General features: G+C 40.6%; 25 protein-coding genes. 16 read left to right on the top strand and 9 right to left on the bottom strand.

Annotation, left to right across the window (positions count from 1 at the left end):
• The first annotated feature begins 9 nt into the window (after positions 1-9).
• Both DW58_RS11890 and DW58_RS11885 read left to right on the top strand, forming a co-directional pair.
• Positions 10-567, top strand: coding sequence for a hypothetical protein (locus DW58_RS11890; RefSeq protein ID WP_024549107.1), 558 nt, complete (start codon positions 10-12; stop codon positions 565-567).
• A gap of 32 nt (positions 568-599) precedes the next feature.
• A complete protein-coding gene (locus DW58_RS11885) occupies positions 600-953 on the top strand; it encodes a hypothetical protein (protein ID WP_021545899.1) in 354 nt (117 codons plus the stop codon).
• 22 nt (positions 954-975) lie between these two features.
• Here DW58_RS11885 and DW58_RS20160 read toward each other — a convergent pair whose 3' ends face one another.
• The 9 genes from DW58_RS20160 to DW58_RS11850 form a co-directional block, all read right to left on the bottom strand.
• A complete protein-coding gene (locus DW58_RS20160) occupies positions 976-1,251 on the bottom strand; it encodes a hypothetical protein (protein WP_071789255.1) in 276 nt (91 codons plus the stop codon).
• A 61-nt stretch (positions 1,252-1,312) separates the two neighbouring features.
• A complete protein-coding gene (locus tag DW58_RS11880) occupies positions 1,313-2,011 on the bottom strand; it encodes a hypothetical protein (protein WP_024549106.1) in 699 nt (232 codons plus the stop codon).
• 43 nt (positions 2,012-2,054) lie between these two features.
• Complete coding sequence (locus DW58_RS11875) at positions 2,055-3,035, bottom strand: ParB/RepB/Spo0J family partition protein (protein ID WP_000246370.1); 981 nt, start codon at positions 3,033-3,035, stop codon at positions 2,055-2,057.
• Between the two features lie 137 nt (positions 3,036-3,172).
• Entirely contained in the window at positions 3,173-3,478 is a 306-nt protein-coding gene (locus DW58_RS20155) for a hypothetical protein (RefSeq protein ID WP_235047711.1), read from the bottom strand.
• Positions 3,479-3,597: 119 nt separating this feature from the next.
• On the bottom strand, positions 3,598-3,753 hold the full coding sequence (locus DW58_RS21185; RefSeq protein ID WP_001015890.1) for a hypothetical protein: 156 nt from the start codon (positions 3,751-3,753) through the stop codon (positions 3,598-3,600).
• A gap of 227 nt (positions 3,754-3,980) precedes the next feature.
• Entirely contained in the window at positions 3,981-4,238 is a 258-nt protein-coding gene (locus DW58_RS11865) for a DUF1190 domain-containing protein (protein WP_006882049.1), read from the bottom strand.
• A 96-nt stretch (positions 4,239-4,334) separates the two neighbouring features.
• Positions 4,335-4,916, bottom strand: a complete 582-nt coding sequence (locus DW58_RS11860; protein ID WP_006882046.1) for a hypothetical protein — start codon at positions 4,914-4,916, stop codon at positions 4,335-4,337.
• A gap of 101 nt (positions 4,917-5,017) precedes the next feature.
• Positions 5,018-6,070 carry a TrbL/VirB6 family protein gene (locus tag DW58_RS11855; protein ID WP_021545902.1) on the bottom strand — a complete coding sequence of 351 codons (1,053 nt, stop codon included), beginning with the start codon at positions 6,068-6,070 and terminating at the stop codon, positions 5,018-5,020.
• Between the two features lie 19 nt (positions 6,071-6,089).
• Positions 6,090-6,338, bottom strand: a complete 249-nt coding sequence (locus DW58_RS11850; protein ID WP_000570802.1) for a hypothetical protein — start codon at positions 6,336-6,338, stop codon at positions 6,090-6,092.
• A 1,091-nt stretch (positions 6,339-7,429) separates the two neighbouring features.
• Between DW58_RS11850 and DW58_RS11845 the strand changes: the two genes are divergently transcribed.
• The 14 genes from DW58_RS11845 to DW58_RS11790 form a co-directional block, all read left to right on the top strand.
• A complete protein-coding gene (locus DW58_RS11845) occupies positions 7,430-8,494 on the top strand; it encodes a replication initiation protein (protein WP_006882108.1) in 1,065 nt (354 codons plus the stop codon).
• Complete coding sequence (locus DW58_RS11840; RefSeq protein WP_000288043.1) at positions 8,495-8,998, top strand: helix-turn-helix transcriptional regulator; 504 nt, start codon at positions 8,495-8,497, stop codon at positions 8,996-8,998.
• A 210-nt stretch (positions 8,999-9,208) separates the two neighbouring features.
• Positions 9,209-9,619 carry a hypothetical protein gene (locus DW58_RS11835; protein WP_006882106.1) on the top strand — a complete coding sequence of 137 codons (411 nt, stop codon included), beginning with the start codon at positions 9,209-9,211 and terminating at the stop codon, positions 9,617-9,619.
• Between the two features lie 93 nt (positions 9,620-9,712).
• Positions 9,713-10,390: a lytic transglycosylase domain-containing protein gene (locus DW58_RS11830; protein WP_000241899.1), complete on the top strand. Its 678-nt coding sequence runs from the start codon at positions 9,713-9,715 to the stop codon at positions 10,388-10,390.
• A gap of 14 nt (positions 10,391-10,404) precedes the next feature.
• Positions 10,405-10,722, top strand: a complete 318-nt coding sequence (locus DW58_RS11825; protein ID WP_006882103.1) for a hypothetical protein — start codon at positions 10,405-10,407, stop codon at positions 10,720-10,722.
• A gap of 60 nt (positions 10,723-10,782) precedes the next feature.
• Positions 10,783-11,181: a hypothetical protein gene (locus DW58_RS11820; RefSeq protein WP_000796685.1), complete on the top strand. Its 399-nt coding sequence runs from the start codon at positions 10,783-10,785 to the stop codon at positions 11,179-11,181.
• A complete protein-coding gene (locus DW58_RS11815) occupies positions 11,147-13,672 on the top strand; it encodes a VirB4 family type IV secretion system protein (protein ID WP_006882102.1) in 2,526 nt (841 codons plus the stop codon). The genes DW58_RS11820 and DW58_RS11815 overlap by 35 nt, the downstream gene beginning before the upstream one ends.
• Complete coding sequence (locus DW58_RS11810; RefSeq protein ID WP_001242571.1) at positions 13,656-14,336, top strand: type IV secretion system protein; 681 nt, start codon at positions 13,656-13,658, stop codon at positions 14,334-14,336. The genes DW58_RS11815 and DW58_RS11810 overlap by 17 nt, the downstream gene beginning before the upstream one ends.
• 224 nt (positions 14,337-14,560) lie before the next feature.
• Positions 14,561-15,352: a VirB8 family type IV secretion system protein gene (locus DW58_RS11805; RefSeq protein WP_000476773.1), complete on the top strand. Its 792-nt coding sequence runs from the start codon at positions 14,561-14,563 to the stop codon at positions 15,350-15,352.
• 21 nt (positions 15,353-15,373) lie between these two features.
• Positions 15,374-16,162 carry a TrbG/VirB9 family P-type conjugative transfer protein gene (locus DW58_RS20145; RefSeq protein WP_000722128.1) on the top strand — a complete coding sequence of 263 codons (789 nt, stop codon included), beginning with the start codon at positions 15,374-15,376 and terminating at the stop codon, positions 16,160-16,162.
• A complete protein-coding gene (locus DW58_RS21395) occupies positions 16,155-16,904 on the top strand; it encodes a hypothetical protein (RefSeq protein WP_235810697.1) in 750 nt (249 codons plus the stop codon). Before DW58_RS20145 ends, DW58_RS21395 begins: the two co-directional genes overlap by 8 nt.
• An 8-nt stretch (positions 16,905-16,912) precedes the next feature.
• Positions 16,913-17,380, top strand: coding sequence for a TrbI/VirB10 family protein (locus DW58_RS21390; RefSeq protein WP_235810698.1), 468 nt, complete (start codon positions 16,913-16,915; stop codon positions 17,378-17,380).
• Between the two features lie 76 nt (positions 17,381-17,456).
• Complete coding sequence (gene virB11 / locus DW58_RS11795) at positions 17,457-18,518, top strand: P-type DNA transfer ATPase VirB11 (protein ID WP_001005926.1); 1,062 nt, start codon at positions 17,457-17,459, stop codon at positions 18,516-18,518.
• 21 nt (positions 18,519-18,539) lie between these two features.
• On the top strand, positions 18,540-19,190 hold a 651-nt coding region (locus DW58_RS11790), incomplete at its 3' end, for a type IV secretory system conjugative DNA transfer family protein (RefSeq protein ID WP_029592945.1).

Here is a 19,190-nt window from a genome sequence, read left to right as displayed (position 1 = left end):
GGGGGCGTTATGAGTGAAGATGGAAAAAGGTTAACAAGTGTTGAGATTCCTGATGGACTTCTCAAACAAGCAAATCGCACTGAAAAAGATCAGGAGTTGATAACTAAGCTCAAGCATATGTACATTGAAAAAGGGATAAAAATTACTGATGATGATCCCCTTATCGCTATATTACTCGGTCAGGATGTTTTACTAAACATCTATGACACTCAGTTATCAGAACGTATTAACAATCGTTTTAACACTCTTGAAACGGCTTTAAACTCGTTTCCTGTTCGTGTAAGTGATCAGCTTAATGAACGTGCGGAAAATTTTCTTAACCTGGTCGATAAGGTAGATAATCAGGTTGAGCAACATCTCAAAAGCGAACTTAAAGGTTTTCAGGAAAATGTCCGTGATTATGCTCAATCGACTGAAAACCGCTTAAAATCAATCAAGGTTGATGGAAGCGCCAGTAAAAGTGAAAGTATCAGTTACACCAAAGTTTTTGGTGTAAGCTTTATCGCCTCTGCGTTCGCTGTAGCGGTCGTACTGGCAGCCTTTTACTATGGATTCCTTGTTAGGTAAACTGGTTCCTTTACAGGCTTAAGAGGTGCTTCATGAGCAAACTGACTGATAATTTAGACCTGGCTGATTTCGGGAATACTCCGCAACGTGCCGCTAAAACGCTGCAAGCAGCTACTGAGATCGGCGCTAAGAACGAGTTAACTGCACAAGAAATGGATATTCTTATTGAAGCCGACTATTACAAAAAAAATGGTAAATTTAAATCATCTAGTGAAATCATCAAAATCAGATTGGATGAAATATTTTCTGTAATGGGATTCGTTGCTGAATCTTCTTTGCGCTGGAAATCAATCATGGAAGATGAAACCGCAAAACAGGATTTTATTAACACTTACAGAAAGGGCGTTGCAGGGTTAATACAGCGAGAGTGGTTTGGGAAGAAGTGAGTTATACTAGATATAATGCCCCTTACGGGGCTTTTTTATATTCATTACTTGCCTGTTTCATCTTTGAACATAAAGCATCACTTAGGGCAATGCGATATATCACATCCATTTCTGTAGAACGAATACCATTAGCTCTATTATCATAGTTTCTAACTATGCTAAGGAATTCTTCACCTACACCTTCTTTTACTGCCTTTTTGTATATTTTCCTGCACTGCCTTTTACTTAAGACATGATTTATGAGTTTCAATGCTATCGCCGTTAATATTGTTAATAATAAAACCGTTGCATACTTCATTTTATGTTTCCCGTTTTAATTTATATCTCTAATACCATAAATTGTATTGTACAATGCAATTTTAGTAACGCTTAGTTATTAATAGCCGCACAAAGTACAAAGCGCCGATAGTGATCCCCCTGGGTATAGCTATCTGCGTCACTATTTCTCTGACACTCAAATTTAAAGAAAGCTTTGGTAATGGTTGGCCTGTAAAAACTTCATGCAGTGTCGGCAAAATGCCAGCCGCAACACCCAACTGAGCCAGTATGATAGCGAATACCAGTATATTTAATGATATGTGTTTTAGCGGCCTAGCAGCGATTCTAAGCCATTTACCATTATTAGCAGTGTCAACCCTTAGCTTTTTGTTTACGCCCGTTATGGCATACTCTGAGGCCGCAGAAAGGCGTTCGTATCCTACCAGTATTTGATTTAGGTCTGCGTAGGTAAAATTGCCCGTTTCTCTGGTGCGCATGATTACATCTTGAGCAATCGGGTGATCGGCATCAATAATAAGGCTGAGATCGCGGCTATCCAGGTGCATCCGGCTTAACCGTGATTTGCTGTATCTCTTTACGGCTGCTGCGCCAACGGCAAAAAGCCCTAAGTAAGAAAGCAACGGATAAGTTACATAGTCACTTTTTACAAACCAAAAGATAGCGCCAGGCATCAACACCGCCATGATACCAACAAGAACGAGAGCGCCGGTGATTGTGTTCTTCCTGTTCTGAACGTCAATCATGCCCCTGAACCTTTTAAGATAATCATTGTTATTCATACCCGCCTCCAGACGAAAGAGGGGGCTTAAGCCCCCTTTATCCTTACTTACCTTTAATTTCCGCTTCTATCTCTTTTTGCAGGGCAATGATTGCCTCGTACTGATCTTTGGTGAGGTTAAGCTGATAACCACTATCAGTTTCAACGGCCTCGAACCCAAAAATGAGATTTACAAGGCTGTCAGAGATTGATTTTGTGATGCTTTTCTTTGACTTGGTAGCCCCTTTATCAGTGCCGCCTTTTGGTAAATCTGTACCTGATTCACCACCACTGCTAGCCGCTGGAGCAGCATTCGTAACGTCCTGAACGTTGTTATCGGGTGAATTTTGGTCGTTTTCCTTTGGTAAAACTGTACCTGATTCACCATTATCATCATTTGGTAAATCTGTACCTGATACATTTTCTGGCGCATCGGGTTTCTTGCGGCGCGTTTCTTCATAAAGGGTTTGTGCTGCCGTGAAAGACAACTCACCACTTTGTACTTTAGCAAGCAGATCCGAAGGCCATTTTCTTACTGCTGTGAGGTACTTATAAACATGTGGTACAGATTTACCAGCACGTTCCGCGATCTCCTGAACGGACAGCCCTTTATCGGTGTTATAGCGTTCGTACAGCACGGCCATTTCAATCGGGGTATGGTTACGCGCGGAGTTAGAGGTAAGCTGATCATCATCTTCAACAACATCAACATACTCAATATCCACACCAAAAAGCTCTTTAGCCAGGGCGATAGCACGGTAACGGTGTTCACCGTTATTTACCCAAATTTTTCCGTCCTCCACGATTACTGAGAGAGCTGGTACTTTGATGTTGTGCGCATAGCTGTAAGCAAGCCCCTTGATGTAATCCTTAACTTCCTCGCTGTTCCAGTATTCATCCTGTGAAAGATAAATGCCGCGCACGTTATGACCAGGCTTAATGTTAAGTTCGGAATAAAGCACTTTGTAACTATCTGCTCGCTTGATAACGCCTTTTTCGGCAACGCTGCGTAATTTGCTCAAGCTATCAATATTGGTAGTAGCCATTTTCAACCCCTTCATTAAGTAACCGTGTGATTGTCTAACTGCTTTCTATACATACTATTATAGTGCCATATGGCACTTTTGCAACTACTATTTATATTAAATATAAAAAAACCTGCCGAAGCAGGTCAGGGGGCGGGTTAGCTGAAACATTCAGCTACCTGCGGTTTCATGTCCTGAGCCACGAACGCCAGAACTGAGCGAAGATGTTTTTCATCACGGATAAAGGCGGGGATTTCCTCACGGGTTGCATCACTGAGCCAGATGTTGCCTCTATAAGAAAAAGATCCATCGTCATTAGCAAACAGGCTAAACATTGGTTCGCTACTGTCATCATCAACGCATACCCAAATAAATGGTTGTTTATTTTCATCGCAAAAATCAGAGTCTAAAAATAACTGGCGAGCTTTAGCGTAATTCTGAGTTGTTTTAGTAACGATATTCATAAAATCACCTTTGCTATTCATGTTTACCTGAGAACAAAATAATTATAGTGCCATATGGCACTTTTAGCAATGGTATTTTATATTAAATATAAAAAATCCCTGCCAAGCAGGGATATAATTTACTTAATGTTGTTTTTAATACTTCTTTGCACATCCTCTGCTGTTAGATTATCTTTCCTTGCTGCTACCTCTACTGTTTCTTTTAATTGCGCTGGCGTTAATGGCTTATTGCTGTAAGAAAAAATACGATTCAAATACTGCTCTAAGTGATTCATTAGTTTATCCTCGCTCCAGTTAACTAACTAAATATAGTATAGTGCCAAACGGCACTAATGACAAGATAATTATAGTAAATATAAAGTTTGTTTTTATATGCTGATATATTAAATGCGATGGGGGAGGGGAGGGGGAGAAAAATCTAAAAGCAACTCCTTCACTGCTAAGCCTGTTTTGACTTTAAAAAAAACCCGCCATGTCTGACGGGCTTATAAATAATTTAGGATCAATGATCAAAGCTGAATTCTTTTTTGAAGTTCTCTTTTTTATCAGCAGCCTTATCTTTTTCCTTCATACCCTGAACCTCATAGATTGCGTCACAATCTTTTGCTTCGCTGGAACCCGTTTTACAAAGCGCTAAGCCTTTATGATAAGCACCTGCATTTTCAGCTTTCATATAGAAATCAATTTTTTCTTGTTTATCATCACAACCAGAAAGCATAAACGCTGATACCAGTAGAGTAACTAAAGTAACCTTATTCATAATACCCCCTAAAATTTTCTTATCGTCCCGCCAGTGACGCTATATGTTATGTGGCTTACTGTCAATCAGAGCGCCGCCACTATCGCCCTGATCTAGCTACTTTCGCGGGATAACAGCCCCTATATGCCGTGGCTGTACTTCCTCACCTCTCGCTATGGCTGTTCGAACATGGTTTAAGTCACGCGCCCGTTCTATATCATCAAGAGAATTATAAATTGCAGACGAGTAAAGCTTTACATCATCCATTACGAACGCCATTAAAGGCTTTTCTTTTTCAAGTGATGGATGGGTGATTATCGTCATACCCTCAAGAGTTTTCACTTGTTTCTCTAAATCATTCGTAACTTTTTTATAATAGTCGATAATCTCATTGGTACTCATGCTGTTGAATCTGTCCATTTTTGGATCATGAGCATACAGTGATTCATTTTCTAAATGTTGGCAAAGGTAATTACATAAACCATCAACCTTTGTTAGAGCTTTGGTATTTGACGTGACAGTATCTAATACCTTTACTTGATCTTCTTCTGAATACCAGTCTAAGGCGCGGTCAAATAATGCCGCTCCTGTATCTCTAACATCCTGAACAACTCTAACAACTTTTGCTAACTGAATCTTTATATCAAAATGATTATAAGTGTAGGCTTCTTTATCTGCATCATATGTTGAATCAGCCATACCCCCCCCTTATATTTTTCCCGCAAAGGCACTTAACTTAATTTTATATCATTTTGTCATTTAATACAGCCAACCAGTTTTATTCTGGTTGGCTGCCTTAATCAGCCAGCTTTCACACCGCCACGCAATTTACCCATTCCTGCCTGTGCGAGTTTGCCAACGCCTTTACCTAAAGACCTTCCAGCCATACCCCCAACACCTGACGCTGTATTAAACATCATGCCCCCTGCGGCGTTAGTAGCGCCAGTAATCCCACTGATACCATTACCGCCAGTGATGGTACTCACGAACGACGGTATCTGACCAATGATAAAAACGCCCATTAAAAATGCGATTAAGGCATAAAGAGCGCCGCCTAAACCTATTTCAGCACCTACAGGGAACTGGTTACTCATAAATTCAATAAGAATATGAATAGTCAGCGTTACAAAAACATTGAGCAGGATATAGTTAAACGCTTGGCCTATCCATTGTTTCGTGAAAGTAACAGTTTGTTCATACATAGCCATCATTAAATAAAGTGGCCCGACAATAAGAAGTAGACCTACCATGAATTTAGCAATAAGCATTGTTGCGGCGGCATAGATAACAAATGCTGTACCCCCTGCGTAAAAGAGAATTAATGCCATAGTCGCAGCGAGGATTGTTGAAATATCAGAATCCCATAGACTTAATTCATTTGTTGCTTCAAGAATACGCTTACCGTTCGCGTTAATTTGTTGAATGACAGTTTCAAGCGCTGAGAAAGTACCCGTTGAGCCGATCAGCCTGGATGCTATTTCATCACCTGCATCCATAACGAACGGAACAACCTTACCTATATACCATGCACTACCGACAAGGCCAGACATGATAACGATTAACTTTAAACCGTTGATAAGCATATCCTGAATCGCATTAGGATCACCCTTATAATGAACTAATCCCCATTTCCAGACAAAATAAAGGCCAAAAACAGCCCCCATTAGTGGAAGGAATATTTCATTAATATCACCGATATATGAGCTTAGATTACTTGATATAAATTGCGTTAACTCCTTATACATATCAGTGAGCATATTAACAGGCAATTCAAAATCAGCGGCTGCATTGGCAACGCTGGGTATCAGCAATCCTAAAGGAAAAATATATCTAATATAATTTTTTAATTCCATACTACCCCCTTCACAACATTTATTTATCTGTAATTTTTAGATTTGGATGCGTTCCTGCGATAAGCAGAAGCATTTCAAATTCCATAGGCTTAAGTAGCCTTGTATTTTTACTTCCCTGTTTTTGGATTTCTTTTTTCCTCCATGCGCTACCGTCTGAAAGGCCAAAGAGATTAGCGATTTCATCCGTTGAAAGGCCGGTACTCTCACGAGCAGCCTTCACCTCAGCCGCCGTAGGATAGGTTTGTAAAAGCTTCGACTTTTCAATCATGTGTGTTAAAAGACTCCTGCAACTAAGTTAAGTTTCTGAAAAAACGTATAATTTTGATTCCACTCTGACCGGGAATCGATCTATACTTTTGATCGCCATAATACCCCCTTCGTATTTGGCATTTATCTAGCCGCCTGGGGAAATTGCCAGGCGGCTTTTTTTTATACCTTCCCTGACTCCCTAAACGGCCTCCTGTAACGCTCTGTATCGCGTTATCTTAACTCCGTTAACCCAATGCCATGACCGACTATTAAAAACAGCGTAGCGGCTTATCTATGAGCTTTCATAGCCACCGTAGCTTTACGATCATGTGCTGGCAGAACTGGTTTTAAATCATAGTGCCATATGGCACGAAAAGCAATCAGTAAGGTTACGTTGAATGTATCGTTGGATGTGATTAAAAAGAAAACAGATTATGTGAACATCAACGAACGCGATTAGCGATCGTTGTATTATTTCCATATTTCAAATATTTCTTTTTTCAAGATCAAACACTCGATCTATGTAGGATCTTTCTTCTTCCTTTCCTTTTACGCTATTAAAAGCTCTATTGGTCAATAGGTTACGCGATTAATCAGGTACATCTTTACCAACTACGCGGTACGTTTTAACCAACTGCGCGGTACATTTTTACCAATATCGCGGTACATCTTTACCAATCTGAAAGAATCTAATCAGGTACAGTTTTACCAAAAATGCGGTACAGATTTTACGTTATCGCGGTACATCTTTACCAAAGATGAGGTACAGATTTTCTGTGGATAAGTGCAGTCGTAACGCTTTGTTTTATATCCTGTTGATAACTTTTCTGGAGGCTAAAAAATAGTCCAGAATATTTGACGGAATCAGGCGCGAGAGGCTCAGACGGTCGCAGCTGGCCAGCTCACCGGCGTTCAGTGCGTTTTCTTTAAAAGCAGTCACTTAGCATTCCAGCCCTGCGATAACGCACGTTCAGTAATTTTGATGGTTGTATCTTAGCTTTGCAAAATGGCGGTTGAGATCTGGCAAACATAATCAGGTACAGTAATTGTAATTTGTACCTGATTGTGTTTTACTCTCAAAATCTTGAGGCCAGTAGGGAGGGGGGAAGCGTGAAACAAAAACAAGATATTCATGCTGGGCTTGTCAGCGGTGGCGCTACAGTAGCCGACAATAAAGTGATAACACAAGGCAATCAGCTTATTGAAGGTAGTTACGATATTAACCTGGCTGAAATCAGGTTGCTCTGGCTGGCCTTGTCCAAAATCGATAGTAAGAACCCGCAGCCGGAGGGCGCGGAAATTGTGTTAACTGCGCCTGAATACAGCGCTATGTATGATCTAGAACTAGCAAATAGTGCGCATCAACTACAATCTGTATCATTAACATTAGGCTCAAAACCTATTTATACTTATGAATGGAACGAGCGTAAAAAAAGAGTCGATGCAGTTGCTAGATATTGGTTTTCCGCTATTACTTATGGAGCGAATAAAGGCGCGGATATAACGCTTTCTTTCTCTCCAAAGATTGCACCTTTTTTGTACGATCTTAAAAATGAATTTACGCAAATGAATGTTTTCGCAATGGCAAAACTTGATACTCCATTTGCATTTAGACTTTACTCCTGGCTAAGCCGATATAGAAAACTTGATAAATATAAAAATCCAAAAACGGGCGTTATCAGCACTGAAAAAATTAGCATTGATTGGATGAAGGATCGTTCTGGTCTTACGGGGAAATATGCAGACTTTAAAAATTTCAGGGTTAGAGTTCTCAATCCTGCTGTTGACGCTATCAACCGAACGACTGACCTGACAGTTCGCTATGAAACTGTTACTACAGGGAGAAAGGTTACGCACCTGATTTTCAACTACATCGTGGAAGGTGATAAAGCTTATATCAGGGTTAAGCCAGAGCCACCTAAGCTACCGCGTAGGCCGAGAGTTAAAAAGGGCAGCCACGGTGAGGGAGAATGGGCTAAAGCGTGCATTGAATTGGTACGTGAGTATGAAAGAAAGCTAAAAGAATACGATAAAAACGAAGCGTTGCCAGTTGCTTATCTGCGTAAAGAAATTCTTTATTATGGGATCATCGGCAATACTGAGGCGGTTAGTTATATAGAACGGCTTATTTCAGAACGCAAATCAAAACGAGCCGAAAAAAAAGAGGAAAAGTGATTGTATACGATTAACCCGCTTTCTAAGAAAAATTTATTGCTGCATATCCATAAAATCAGCAATATTTTTCCTGAGCTAACCAGCACTGAACTGGTAACGCTTATGTTGCATTCATCAGGGTTAAAACCTCCTAGAATGGGGGAGTTAATGTCAATATCAAAAAAAACGATAAACTCTCACATTGAAAACATACGTGTTAAGTTCCAGTTAGACAACTATGAAGAAGTTAAACAGGTATTTGAACTTCGAATTACGCTCAATTCGAACCCTGAACGTTATAAATCTCTTTTCCCTGAGATAAGCGATGAACTTTACCAGTGCATGATCTTGGTATGTATGGGCTTTACAATAGAAGAAATTGTTAACAGGGAAAAAGAAAAAACCGCTGAACTGGTACGTAGGCAGATAGAGGATTTGAAAAGTACATATGCGGTTGATTTTTTGTCAGATCTAAGGGTATTCTTCATGATTCGATTAAAGCTTGACCAGGCTAAGCATGGCTGAACTAAAAGTGTAGTAATGCTTAACTTAATTAATACCGTGTAAAGGATTGATTAGCATATGGATTTTGCTTTTTATATCATATTAGCTTGTTACGAAGGTGTTAATAGAAGTATTAGTTATAGGAATAGTTAAAATAACTATTTCCTGCATACGTTTGAAGCGCTATAATCCTTCTTGTGATTGGGGAATCCCAATCTCTAAGGGGTGTTAATGTTGCATTTTTATGATGACACTAAAGGGGGGAAGTCTTACAAGTCTGTAGCAGTACGCCTCGATCTGGATGGTAAGTTGAACCGAATCCTAAGCGCTTTAAGTGAAGGGGTGAATGTTGGAAAGAAGAACATAATCGAAGCGATATTTAATATATCCATCGGTAATGATGAATTTTTTTCCACGTTTGATCCTCACAAAGACTGGAAACCTCAAGTAGTTTATGAGGGGTATTGTTCGGTTGGTGTATCAATTCAGTTAGATGCTTACCTCAACTTTAAGATAACAACCTTAAGCCGCAAGGCGGGGATAAATAAAAAGAAACTTTTGATTCTGGTCTTAGATCAGTTCATTGAGAGCTTACCAGTGATAGCGCTGGTAAAGAAAAAACTAGCTCTCAAAGTTAAGTGAAGTTACTTAACAGGCTCTTTAACAATATGGATATAGTAGTTTTTTGCGAAATACACGCTTTATATTTAATATAAAAGTGGAAAAGGGGGTATTATGGTTCTTGCTGCTCCTGTATTGGCAAGTCTGCTAATGCAATGCGGTGGGAATGTTGATCCGACTACACTACAAACAATTATTTCAGTGGAGTCAGACGGCAATCCTTACGTTGTGGCTAATGTCACTAAAAACACTTCGCACTACTTTAAATCCAAAAATGAAGCAGTCCATTTTGTTAATGAGCTTGCTAAAGTAGGTGATAAATACTCTGTCGGTCTTGGACAGATTTATGTAGGTAACTTTAAAAGTTATGGGTTGACTAATGAAACGGCCTTTGACTTTTGCAAGAACGTTACGGTGGCCTCAAAGATATTTGAGGAATGTTATTACCGTGCGATTGATAGCGGGGAATATCCTGATGAACAGCAAGCATTGAGGGCTGCGGCATCGTGCTACTATTCAAATAATTTTACGAGGGGGTTCAAAAAGGAGAAGAACGGGAAAAGCTATATTGATCTGGCTAATAACGCTGTGAATAAAATCTATTCTGTTCCGGCTATGAAACCAGTGGGGGCAGGGGATAGCCTAACGCCAGTTAACAATAATCTACGGCGCGGCATTGTTTACCAGCAACCCGAAGGGGATCAGCCTGAAATGGTTGAAAGTGCAGTTAATGTAGAAGGGAACAAACCAGCGCGGGCTGCTTGGGATGTTTTCAATGATTTCGCTAAATAAAAGGGGTATTTAAAATGCAAAAAACTAAAAACTTTCTGTTAAAGGTAAAGGTTCTGGCTTTTTCTTTCTTCGCTAGTGTCATGGCATCTACGCCTATGAGCGCGTTTGCTGCGGGTGGTATTAGTGGTGCGGAAGGTGGGATCTCAACCGCGCAGACCGCAATTTACTCTCTGCTTGGTGCAGGTGCGGCGGTATATCTTTTGATTAAAGGTTTTATGCTTAAAATCAATAAAATTGGCTGGAACGATTTGTTTATGGCAATGGTTACTTGTGCTGTCGTTGCGGGTCTGCCAGCGCTTGCTGTTTGGTTCTGGGATCTCGGCGGCAACTAATAAAAAAACATGCTGACGAAGGCCGCGCAAGCGGCCTAATCAAATAACTAGGGGGTTATTATGGCCGAAGATGATGATGTTGAACTTGAAGAAGAAGAAACGATTAATACCCAACATCTAACGCTTAATGTATTGAATATGATTCCTAATATGGGGGGCGTTCCTCTTGTATGGGGTGTTTCTTTACTTGGTTCATCAATGCTGCTTGCTGTAATAGGTTTTATTGCAACAAACAGTCTTTTGGGCGTGTTGTTTGCGCTTCCAACGATTTTAGCTTTCTTCATCATTAAGTTTATTTGTATCAATAGCCTCGATGCTTTAAGAGTTTTTCAGCTTAAAGTAGCTGGGAAGTTCCGTAGGATTCTTAATGGCGGTGGACTTTATAAGTTATCCCCGTCACTAGGTGATGAAAATGGGGGGAATGATGTCTACGAACAAATCAAACGCGCGAAGCATTAACAAGAAAGCTCTTGAAGGAAAAATTCCCCACTATCGTTATCCTGTGACTGACTCAATCTCAATGATTGGGGATAACAAGCTAATGGCTACGGTTAAAATAGCGGGTTATCCATATGAGCTGGCTGATGATTCTGAACTTTATAGTAACTATAATTTGTTTAGAACATACCTGGTCAGTATTGGTAAAGATATGGCTGGTCAGCTTGGTTTATGGACTTACATAGACAAGCGTGAAATCCTTGTTAATGATGTTTATAAATCGAACAATGTTTTTATTCAGAAGTTTGTTGATAAATACATGGAGCGGTTTAATACAGGTGGCAGGTACTATGAATCTGTATACTACATCACGCTGATTTATAATTACGGTCAGTCTTCAATTGAAGATGGGATAAAAAAACTTGATTCCGTCATTAAAATGTCGGAAAAAATTTGTGGCCCATTTGGGTTATCGGTACTGCAAAACGATGGGTATATGAATGAGTCTGCGAATTTCCTTTCATGGCTCATTAATCATCATGATTTTAAAGTGCCGCTTGTAGAAGATCCTATCTACAAAGTAGTTGGGAATAGTGAGCGCATTTTTGGTTACGATATAAGCCTTATCCGTAATGCAAATGATGCTCAAGATAAATATTGTGTTTCTTATACCCTTCGTTCATTCCCTGCAAAGATTAAGCCTGGTGCGCTTGATTTTATTCTATCAATTCCTTGCGAATTAACATTTGCCCAATCTTATATTTATACTCGTCAGTTAACAGCTATATCGATCATTGACGGGCAAGCGAATAAAATCAATTCCACAAATGCCGCAATTGATGAAGAAGGTACAGCGCTCAACTCAATTAAAAACCTTGTTCAAAACGGTGAAGTGTTTCTTGGTGATTATCATGGTGTTGTTTCGGTTTATGGTAAAACCGCTAAAGAGGCTTATGATAATGCAATTCTTGTTGAATCCGGCTTTAGCGCTGCGGGATATGTGCTGCTTCGTGCCACGGATGAACAAGAGGATGTTTTTATAAGTTCACTTCCTGATGCTAAGAAAAGACCGCTCAATACCGTTCGTTCTACTTCTACCCTGGCTGACCAGTTCTCTCTACATAATTTCTCGGTAGGTAAGCGTACTGGCAACCCTATGGGGGATGGAACGGCAATGATGCCTGTAGAAACGTTACAGGGCGGGATTCATTACCTTTCAACGACTGATAGTGATCCTGCTAAAGATGTAGTAGGTGAGCCAGAATCAGGGCACGGTATCTTTTTAGGTCAAACAGGTACAGGTAAAACAACATTGCAGGCGTCTTTAACATCCTTCGTTGAGCGCTTTAATCCGATGTTATTCGGCATTGACTTTAAGCAGTCGATGCGATTACCCATGATGATGTTGGGTGCGCAATACTTCGTTCTGAGGGAAGGTGAGTTTACTGGCCTGAACCCTTTCCAGTTAGATGAAATAAAAATGGCAACGGATGATAACGGTATAGTTGATCAAGCCTTTGCCGAACAAATTAAGGAGCGTATACGCCAGTTCTGCTACTCCTGGGTAGAACGTATAGGCGCAAATAGTGAGGGAGGGCTTGATGATGGTGACAGCGCTAAAATCGTCAGGGCTGTAGATGCGGTAATGGAGTTGCCACGAGAAGGACGGCGCTTTAGTAACGTGCTTGAAATGATTGCTGCATCGCCTTTACGTAATCGCCTTATGGAGTTTTCCGCCTACGCGAACGGCGGAAGGATGGGACGTTATGCCTGGGCGGTTGATAGTCCTGAAAATAAGTTTGATCCATTGCTGTTTGATAGGGTGGCGTTCGACAGTACAGTAATCCTGAAAAAACAGCCTAATGGTAAACCTCACCCTGCGGCTGAAATTCTTTTAGCGGTTTTATTCTTTTATAAAGATTTAATGAAGATAAACCCGCGCAAGAAAGGCCGCTGGACAATATTTTCTTGTGAAGAATTCTGGATGCCAGCCAACTTCCCGCTTACTCAAGAGCAGTTAAAACAATCGCTCAAAGCGGGGCGTATGGATTATGAAATGTGCTGGCTTATCTCTCAACAGCCAGTAGATGCTATCAACTGCGCTATATTCAATGAGATCAATGAGCAAACGACAATTCGCGTACTGTTACCTAACCCTAATGCGAAATGGCAGCATTATAAGGAAATCGGGATAACACGAAAGGAATTCAGAAAGCTTAAATCTCTTGCGAAGACAAGCCGTACCTTCCTAATTAAGAAATCCAATACGAGCGTTTTTGGTACTATGGATTTACATGGATTTGATGAATTCCTGCCTGTTTTATCTGGCGATAAATATGGCGTACAAGCTGCTGAGGAAATCATCAAGCGGATTGGTTCCAGCGATCCTAATGACTGGATACCAATCTTTATTCAAGAAAATGCACGTAACCATAAGTTACGTAAGGCTGAGCATGATGATGAAGAAGAAGGTATTGAATATGAGGATACTGAGTATGAGGATGCTGAATAAAAAATCCTTTATGCTGTTAAGTGCCTTAACAGTGAATAGCATACTGGTTTCACCGCCAACATTTGCTACGGGTATTCCTGTATTTGATGCGGCAAGTGCAACTAATATGCTTCAACAGTTACAGGCAGCGAAACAGCAGTATGATCAGCTTGTCGAGCAGTATAAGCAAGCTAAAAGCTTGCATGACCAGACGATAGCGGAAGGTAAGCGCCTATATGAAGGGGTAACTAACTTTGATGTAAACGACTTACTGGACGACCCAACATTAAGTAGCTATCTTCCAAATAAAAGAACGGCTGATTCTTTATTAGATGCTGCGGATAATATTGGTGAGTTGAGGGAGAAGTACAAACTCACTTCTTCTGATTCCGAAGTTCAGAAAGCATATGATAGTATGTTGACTGAATTAAATAATATGCAAACTGCTTATAATACGGCTGTTAAACGCAGTGATCATATTTCCAATCTTTCCAAAAAGCTTGAGCAAGCCGCTACGCCGCAAGAAAAAGCGGATTATCAAAACGCAATTAACACTGAGTCAAATAATCTTCTCAATGAGAAAACTAAGCTTGACTTAGCAAAAGCTAACTTTGATGCAAACTTTAAAATTGCTCAAGCATCACGCCGCGCTGAGTTTAAAGAAGAATTTAGCGTTGATAAATAATTATACTAAATATAACAAGCCCGAAAGGGCTTGTTACTAAGGGGGTATTATGCCATTGAAGCTAGTTTTGATAGTTGTGGGTTTTATGACTCTATCAGCGTGTTCAGTTAATCCACCTCAACCAACAAAACCAAAGGGTAAGTGGGTGCAAATGAATACCCACGTTCCAGCCGCACAAGCGCAGTTAAAAAAAATAAAAGCTGAGCAAGAGAGGGGGAAATAAAATGTTTAAACGCAATCCAAAAAAGCTCAACGAACAAGAACGCGCCGAAATTTACGATAAAAATAAAAAAATGGCCGAACTAACCGCTCCAGAAAGAAAGCAACTTGACGCTGATAAAAGCGTACATTTAAGCGCTATTGCAGGGTTTCAGCGCGATAGAGTTTCAGAACAGCGACGTATGATGTGGATTGGTTTTGGTTTTGGTGGAATCGGTGTCGTTGCGGCGGGTGCAATGGCTGTTGCTCTTGCTTTTCTGACACCTTTGAAAGAGGTGAAACCATATATCGCAGAAGTAGATCAGGTTACAGGTCAGGTAAATATCGTTTCAGCAGTAGGTGACGATAAAATCAAACTTACTTATCAAAGCCTGATTGATGCTTCAAACCTCGCTAACTTTGTTGTAGAGCGTGAGTCTTATGACTGGAACTCAATTCAAAACAGTCTTGACCAGGTTAAACTACGTTCTACACCTAGCGTTTATGAGTCAATGAGGCGCTTCATAGTTGAAAGCCCTAACTCACCGCTTGTTTTGTTGGCTAAAGATAAAGTAATGAAAGTTGGTATTACTTCTAAGCCGATTGTAGACAGCAACAAAGGTGTTGGAACCGTGCGATTTTATAAAGCGGTTACTGATGGGGCTGGTAAGCCGATTCCTGGCTATCCGATTACGCACTGGCAAGCCACGATTACTTTTGACTATGAGCATAAATTAAGAACCGATGATGATTATATTAATAATCCACTTGGTTTTAATGTGACTAGTTATCGTGTCGATCAAGAATCACAAAAATAAAGAAAGGCGAGGGGGGGGTTAATGAAAAAGATTCTTTTAGCTGGGTGCATAGCGGCAACTTTACCAGGCGTTGCGAACGCCTTGAATGTGCCGCAGCCGACGAGCTATGACGCTCGCATTCAGGAAGCTACTTATAATCCTGATGATGCTGTTCTCGTTAGGGTTAAAGCCGGAACATCAACACTCATTAAGTTACAGGATGGTGAATTTATAACTGATGATCAGGCAGGGATGGGGTTTGGTGATCCTGATGCTTGGGATGTTTCTGTACGAGGGAATAATATTTTTATCAGACCAATCGCTGAACAACCTGATACGAATGTTACGTTAGTATCAAATAAGCGAACTTATGTTTTCTTTTTACAGTCTGTAAAGGGTAATCCTTCATGGATGGTTAGATTTAAATATCCTAAAAAATACAGTGCAGCAAACGCGACAGTATTTAAAAGGCCGCCTTGTCAATCTAATGGCGCTTACAATGCGAACTGGAATTATCAGTTGCAGGGTAAAGAGTCTTTTGCACCGTATGAAGTATGGGATGATGGGCGCTTTACATGCTTTAAATTTAATCCTTCAAGCGATCTTCCAATGATTTACCGTGTTGCTGGCGATGGTGAAGAAATGCTAGTGAATGGGAATCCTGATAGCGAGAATAATAATATTATTGTTGTACAGGAAACTAACCCTGAGTTTGTAATTCGTCTCGGTAAGAAAGTTGTAGCGGTTCGGTCAGATACGATTAAGGCAATGCCGTCTAATCGTAGTGGTACTACCAATGGCATGACTAGGGAGATTAAATCTGATGAATGATAATCAGAAAGATGAAATCGGTGCTATCCCTTCTATTGATGATGATCGCGCAACGGTAGACTTACAAGGCCAGCGCGGTAAGAAAGCCTCAAAGGGTTATCTGAAAGACATTCTCATATTTGGGGGGGCTATTGTTCTAATCCTCGCGGTGGCAGGTGCCTTTGTCTGGCGAGCTTTCCATAAAGTTGATACAGAAGAAGCGGGTAAGCCGGTTGATCCGACACTTGAAAAAAGTGTAGGTAGCGATACTGGGAACAGGGGCGTGGATAAGCTGATGAATACCATTGCTGAGCGTAAATCGGCAGAAGAAAAAGCCGCAGAAGAAGAACGTAAAGCAGCAGAAGCAAAACGCCTAGCAGAAGAAAAAGCTAAACAAGATGCGCTAATGGCTCAATTACAAGCCCAGGGTAAATTAGGTAACGGCAGCGCAAACAACAACACTTCACGAGCTGGCGGGAACGGTGGTAATAACGATGCCCCGCCAACGCCGCAGGAACGAAAGCTACAGGGTAAAGGCTTGGTGTACGCAGGTAGCGAGGACAAAGGTACTGCTAATGGTGGTACGGCCTCACAAAGCGCGGGAGGGGGCTTAAATAAGGCGCTGGAAGGTGGTACTTACGCCAATGGACAGGCTTCCATTCTGAAAGACCGTAGTTTGCTGTTAGGCATGGGTACAGTCTTACCTTGTGTGCTTAAAACAAAGATCGTTACCACTTATCAGGGGTTGCCAATTGCCAGTTAACCAAAAATATCTACTCAAACGATGGAAATACATTATTGCTTGAGGCGGGGACTAAATTCTTTGGTGAACAGCAGAACGCCCTTGTTCAAGGTCAGGCGCGAGTATTCGTAAACTGGACAACAGCCGAAACACCTAAAGGTATTCGCGTTCGTATTGATGCTCTTGGTGTTGATGGTCTTGGGGCGGCGGGTATTCCGGCATGGGTTGATTTGCACTTCTGGCAGCGTTTTGGTAATGCAATTATGCTTAGCTTCATTGATGATGCGCTGGCAACGGCAGCAAACAAAATCAGTGATAATAACAATAATAACAGCATTAAAGTTGATAATACCGAAGATGCCGCCAGTAACATGGCAAGTATCGCGCTTGAAAACTCTATTAATATTCCACCTACGGCATATATTAATCAAGGTGAATTGATTTCAATCATCGTACCGCGTGATACTTATTTCAATAATGTTTACGAACTCCATTGATAACGGGTGACGCATAAATAAATGATAAGTGAAGGGGGTTCCCTTCACTTATATTTAATATAATTCAGAGGTTTTAATGAATGAATCCTATGGAAATTTCAATGTAATCCGTAATCAGTTATCCAAAACAGGAATAACGGAGATTTTGGGTTATGACGGTTTAACAGAAGTTGCTATAAACCAGCCTGGAAGAATCTGGTTTGAACGTGGTAACGGTTGGGAGTCGCAAGTTAATGAAGATTGTAATTATTCTAATCTTGAAATGCTTGCTCAATCATTATCCGTCAAAAGTCATACTGGCGGTATTGATCAGGATTACAATGCTTCGAAACCTATTCACTCTGTAACCTTACCTGACGGGGAGAGGGGGCAAATAATCTTACCTCCTGCGGCTGAGGACGGTACAATTTCCTTTACTATTCGCAAACCGTCAAAAAGCAGGTTTGATTTAAACAGCTATATTAACAGTGGTCGCCTTTCTGATTTTGAAATTTGTGGTAGAGCTTACGTAAAAGAAAAGGCTTTGACAGGCGAACAACTCGAACTTCTTGGCTTTCTCAAAGATAAAGATATGGATCGCTTCTTTAAAAAAAGCGTCCAGATGCGTTTAAATCACGTTATGGTTGGTGCTACGGGGTCAGGTAAAACTACCTTCATGAAAGCTATAGCAGACCTTTTTCCAGCAAACAGGCGCTATATAACGATTGAAGATACACATGAACTTGATTTGCCTAACCATCCTAATCATGTTCATTTATTTTTTAAGCGTGAGGGGATCGGCGCTACTGCAAAAGATTTAATTGAAGCTGGTATGCGTATGAAGCCAGATCACATCTTCCTTACTGAATTAAGGGGCGATGAAGCCTGGAACTATTTAGGCATGTTGAATACTGGTCATAATGGTAGCCTGACTTCTACTCACGCTGACGATAACCCTGCTGCTGTATATAGCCGACTTTCATCACTTATCAAAGAATCTAAGGTAGGTACAACGCTTGATTATGGTTTGATTACAAATACTGTAGCCAGCACAATAGATATAATCTCCTTCTGGAAAGGTTCTTATATGACGAAAATCTATTACAATCCAGAAGAAAAAAATGAAGCTGTTATGCGTCTTTTAGGCATGGTGGCTTAACAGGATAACTAAGGGGGGGGTATGCAATTAAGGCAGAATCTTAAAAAGTCCGATATTATATCTACTATAATATTCGCTATCTTAATGTTAGGCATTGGCGGCGCGATCGGGGCGTATGGAGGCGGTTATGTTTTTCTGCTTATATCGAAAGTAGATACTAATCTTCTATCATACGATACCTTAATGAAGGCGTGGCCTTTATGGGAGTATAAAAAGTTACATGCCGCAATATCATTAGGTACAATTGTATTTGCAGCGGCAATTATCGTTCCTCTGGCTGCTATCATTATTGGTGCTTTCTTTGAGTTTCCTGAACCGGATGTACATGGAAATGCAAAATTAATAACTGATGAAGAAATCAAAGAAAGTGGTTTGCTTGATGCTGATGAAGAATATCCTGAGATCCTGATTGGTAAAGTTGCAAAAGGTAGACACAAGGGTAAATACCTTAAGTTTGCAGGACAACAGTTTTTAGGGTTAGGCGCTCCAACCCGAAGCGGTAAAGGGGTGGGTTTTGTTATCCCTAATCTGCTCAATTATCGTGATTCTGTTTGTGTTCTCGATATTAAAGCTGAGAACTATATATTTACGGCGGGGTATCGTAAAAAAATGGGGCAGGAAGTTTTTGTTTTTGCCCCTGATGGGTATCGTTTTTCCGAAGAAGAATTTGAG

The organism is Siccibacter turicensis LMG 23730, from assembly GCF_000463155.2.
GTDB lineage: Bacteria > Pseudomonadota > Gammaproteobacteria > Enterobacterales > Enterobacteriaceae > Siccibacter > Siccibacter turicensis.
The sequence above is the reverse complement of the archived record's forward strand: the minus strand, read 5'-3'. Positions and strand labels throughout refer to the sequence as shown.

Coding starts and splice junctions, on each gene's coding strand:
- DW58_RS11890 (WP_024549107.1), top strand. CDS start 10: ATGAGTGAAGATGGAAAAAGGTTAACAAGTGTTGAGATTCCTGATGGA.
- DW58_RS11885 (WP_021545899.1), top strand. CDS start 600: ATGAGCAAACTGACTGATAATTTAGACCTGGCTGATTTCGGGAATACT.
- DW58_RS20160 (WP_071789255.1), bottom strand. CDS start 1,251: ATGAAGTATGCAACGGTTTTATTATTAACAATATTAACGGCGATAGCA.
- DW58_RS11880 (WP_024549106.1), bottom strand. CDS start 2,011: ATGAATAACAATGATTATCTTAAAAGGTTCAGGGGCATGATTGACGTT.
- DW58_RS11875 (WP_000246370.1), bottom strand. CDS start 3,035: ATGGCTACTACCAATATTGATAGCTTGAGCAAATTACGCAGCGTTGCC.
- DW58_RS20155 (WP_235047711.1), bottom strand. CDS start 3,478: ATGAATATCGTTACTAAAACAACTCAGAATTACGCTAAAGCTCGCCAG.
- DW58_RS21185 (WP_001015890.1), bottom strand. CDS start 3,753: ATGAATCACTTAGAGCAGTATTTGAATCGTATTTTTTCTTACAGCAAT.
- DW58_RS11865 (WP_006882049.1), bottom strand. CDS start 4,238: ATGAATAAGGTTACTTTAGTTACTCTACTGGTATCAGCGTTTATGCTT.
- DW58_RS11860 (WP_006882046.1), bottom strand. CDS start 4,916: ATGGCTGATTCAACATATGATGCAGATAAAGAAGCCTACACTTATAAT.
- DW58_RS11855 (WP_021545902.1), bottom strand. CDS start 6,070: ATGGAATTAAAAAATTATATTAGATATATTTTTCCTTTAGGATTGCTG.
- DW58_RS11850 (WP_000570802.1), bottom strand. CDS start 6,338: ATGATTGAAAAGTCGAAGCTTTTACAAACCTATCCTACGGCGGCTGAG.
- DW58_RS11835 (WP_006882106.1), top strand. CDS start 9,209: ATGTTGCATTTTTATGATGACACTAAAGGGGGGAAGTCTTACAAGTCT.
- DW58_RS11830 (WP_000241899.1), top strand. CDS start 9,713: ATGGTTCTTGCTGCTCCTGTATTGGCAAGTCTGCTAATGCAATGCGGT.
- DW58_RS11825 (WP_006882103.1), top strand. CDS start 10,405: ATGCAAAAAACTAAAAACTTTCTGTTAAAGGTAAAGGTTCTGGCTTTT.
- DW58_RS11820 (WP_000796685.1), top strand. CDS start 10,783: ATGGCCGAAGATGATGATGTTGAACTTGAAGAAGAAGAAACGATTAAT.
- DW58_RS11815 (WP_006882102.1), top strand. CDS start 11,147: ATGTCTACGAACAAATCAAACGCGCGAAGCATTAACAAGAAAGCTCTT.
- DW58_RS11810 (WP_001242571.1), top strand. CDS start 13,656: ATGAGGATGCTGAATAAAAAATCCTTTATGCTGTTAAGTGCCTTAACA.
- DW58_RS11805 (WP_000476773.1), top strand. CDS start 14,561: ATGTTTAAACGCAATCCAAAAAAGCTCAACGAACAAGAACGCGCCGAA.
- DW58_RS20145 (WP_000722128.1), top strand. CDS start 15,374: ATGAAAAAGATTCTTTTAGCTGGGTGCATAGCGGCAACTTTACCAGGC.
- DW58_RS21395 (WP_235810697.1), top strand. CDS start 16,155: ATGAATGATAATCAGAAAGATGAAATCGGTGCTATCCCTTCTATTGAT.
- virB11 (WP_001005926.1), top strand. CDS start 17,457: ATGAATGAATCCTATGGAAATTTCAATGTAATCCGTAATCAGTTATCC.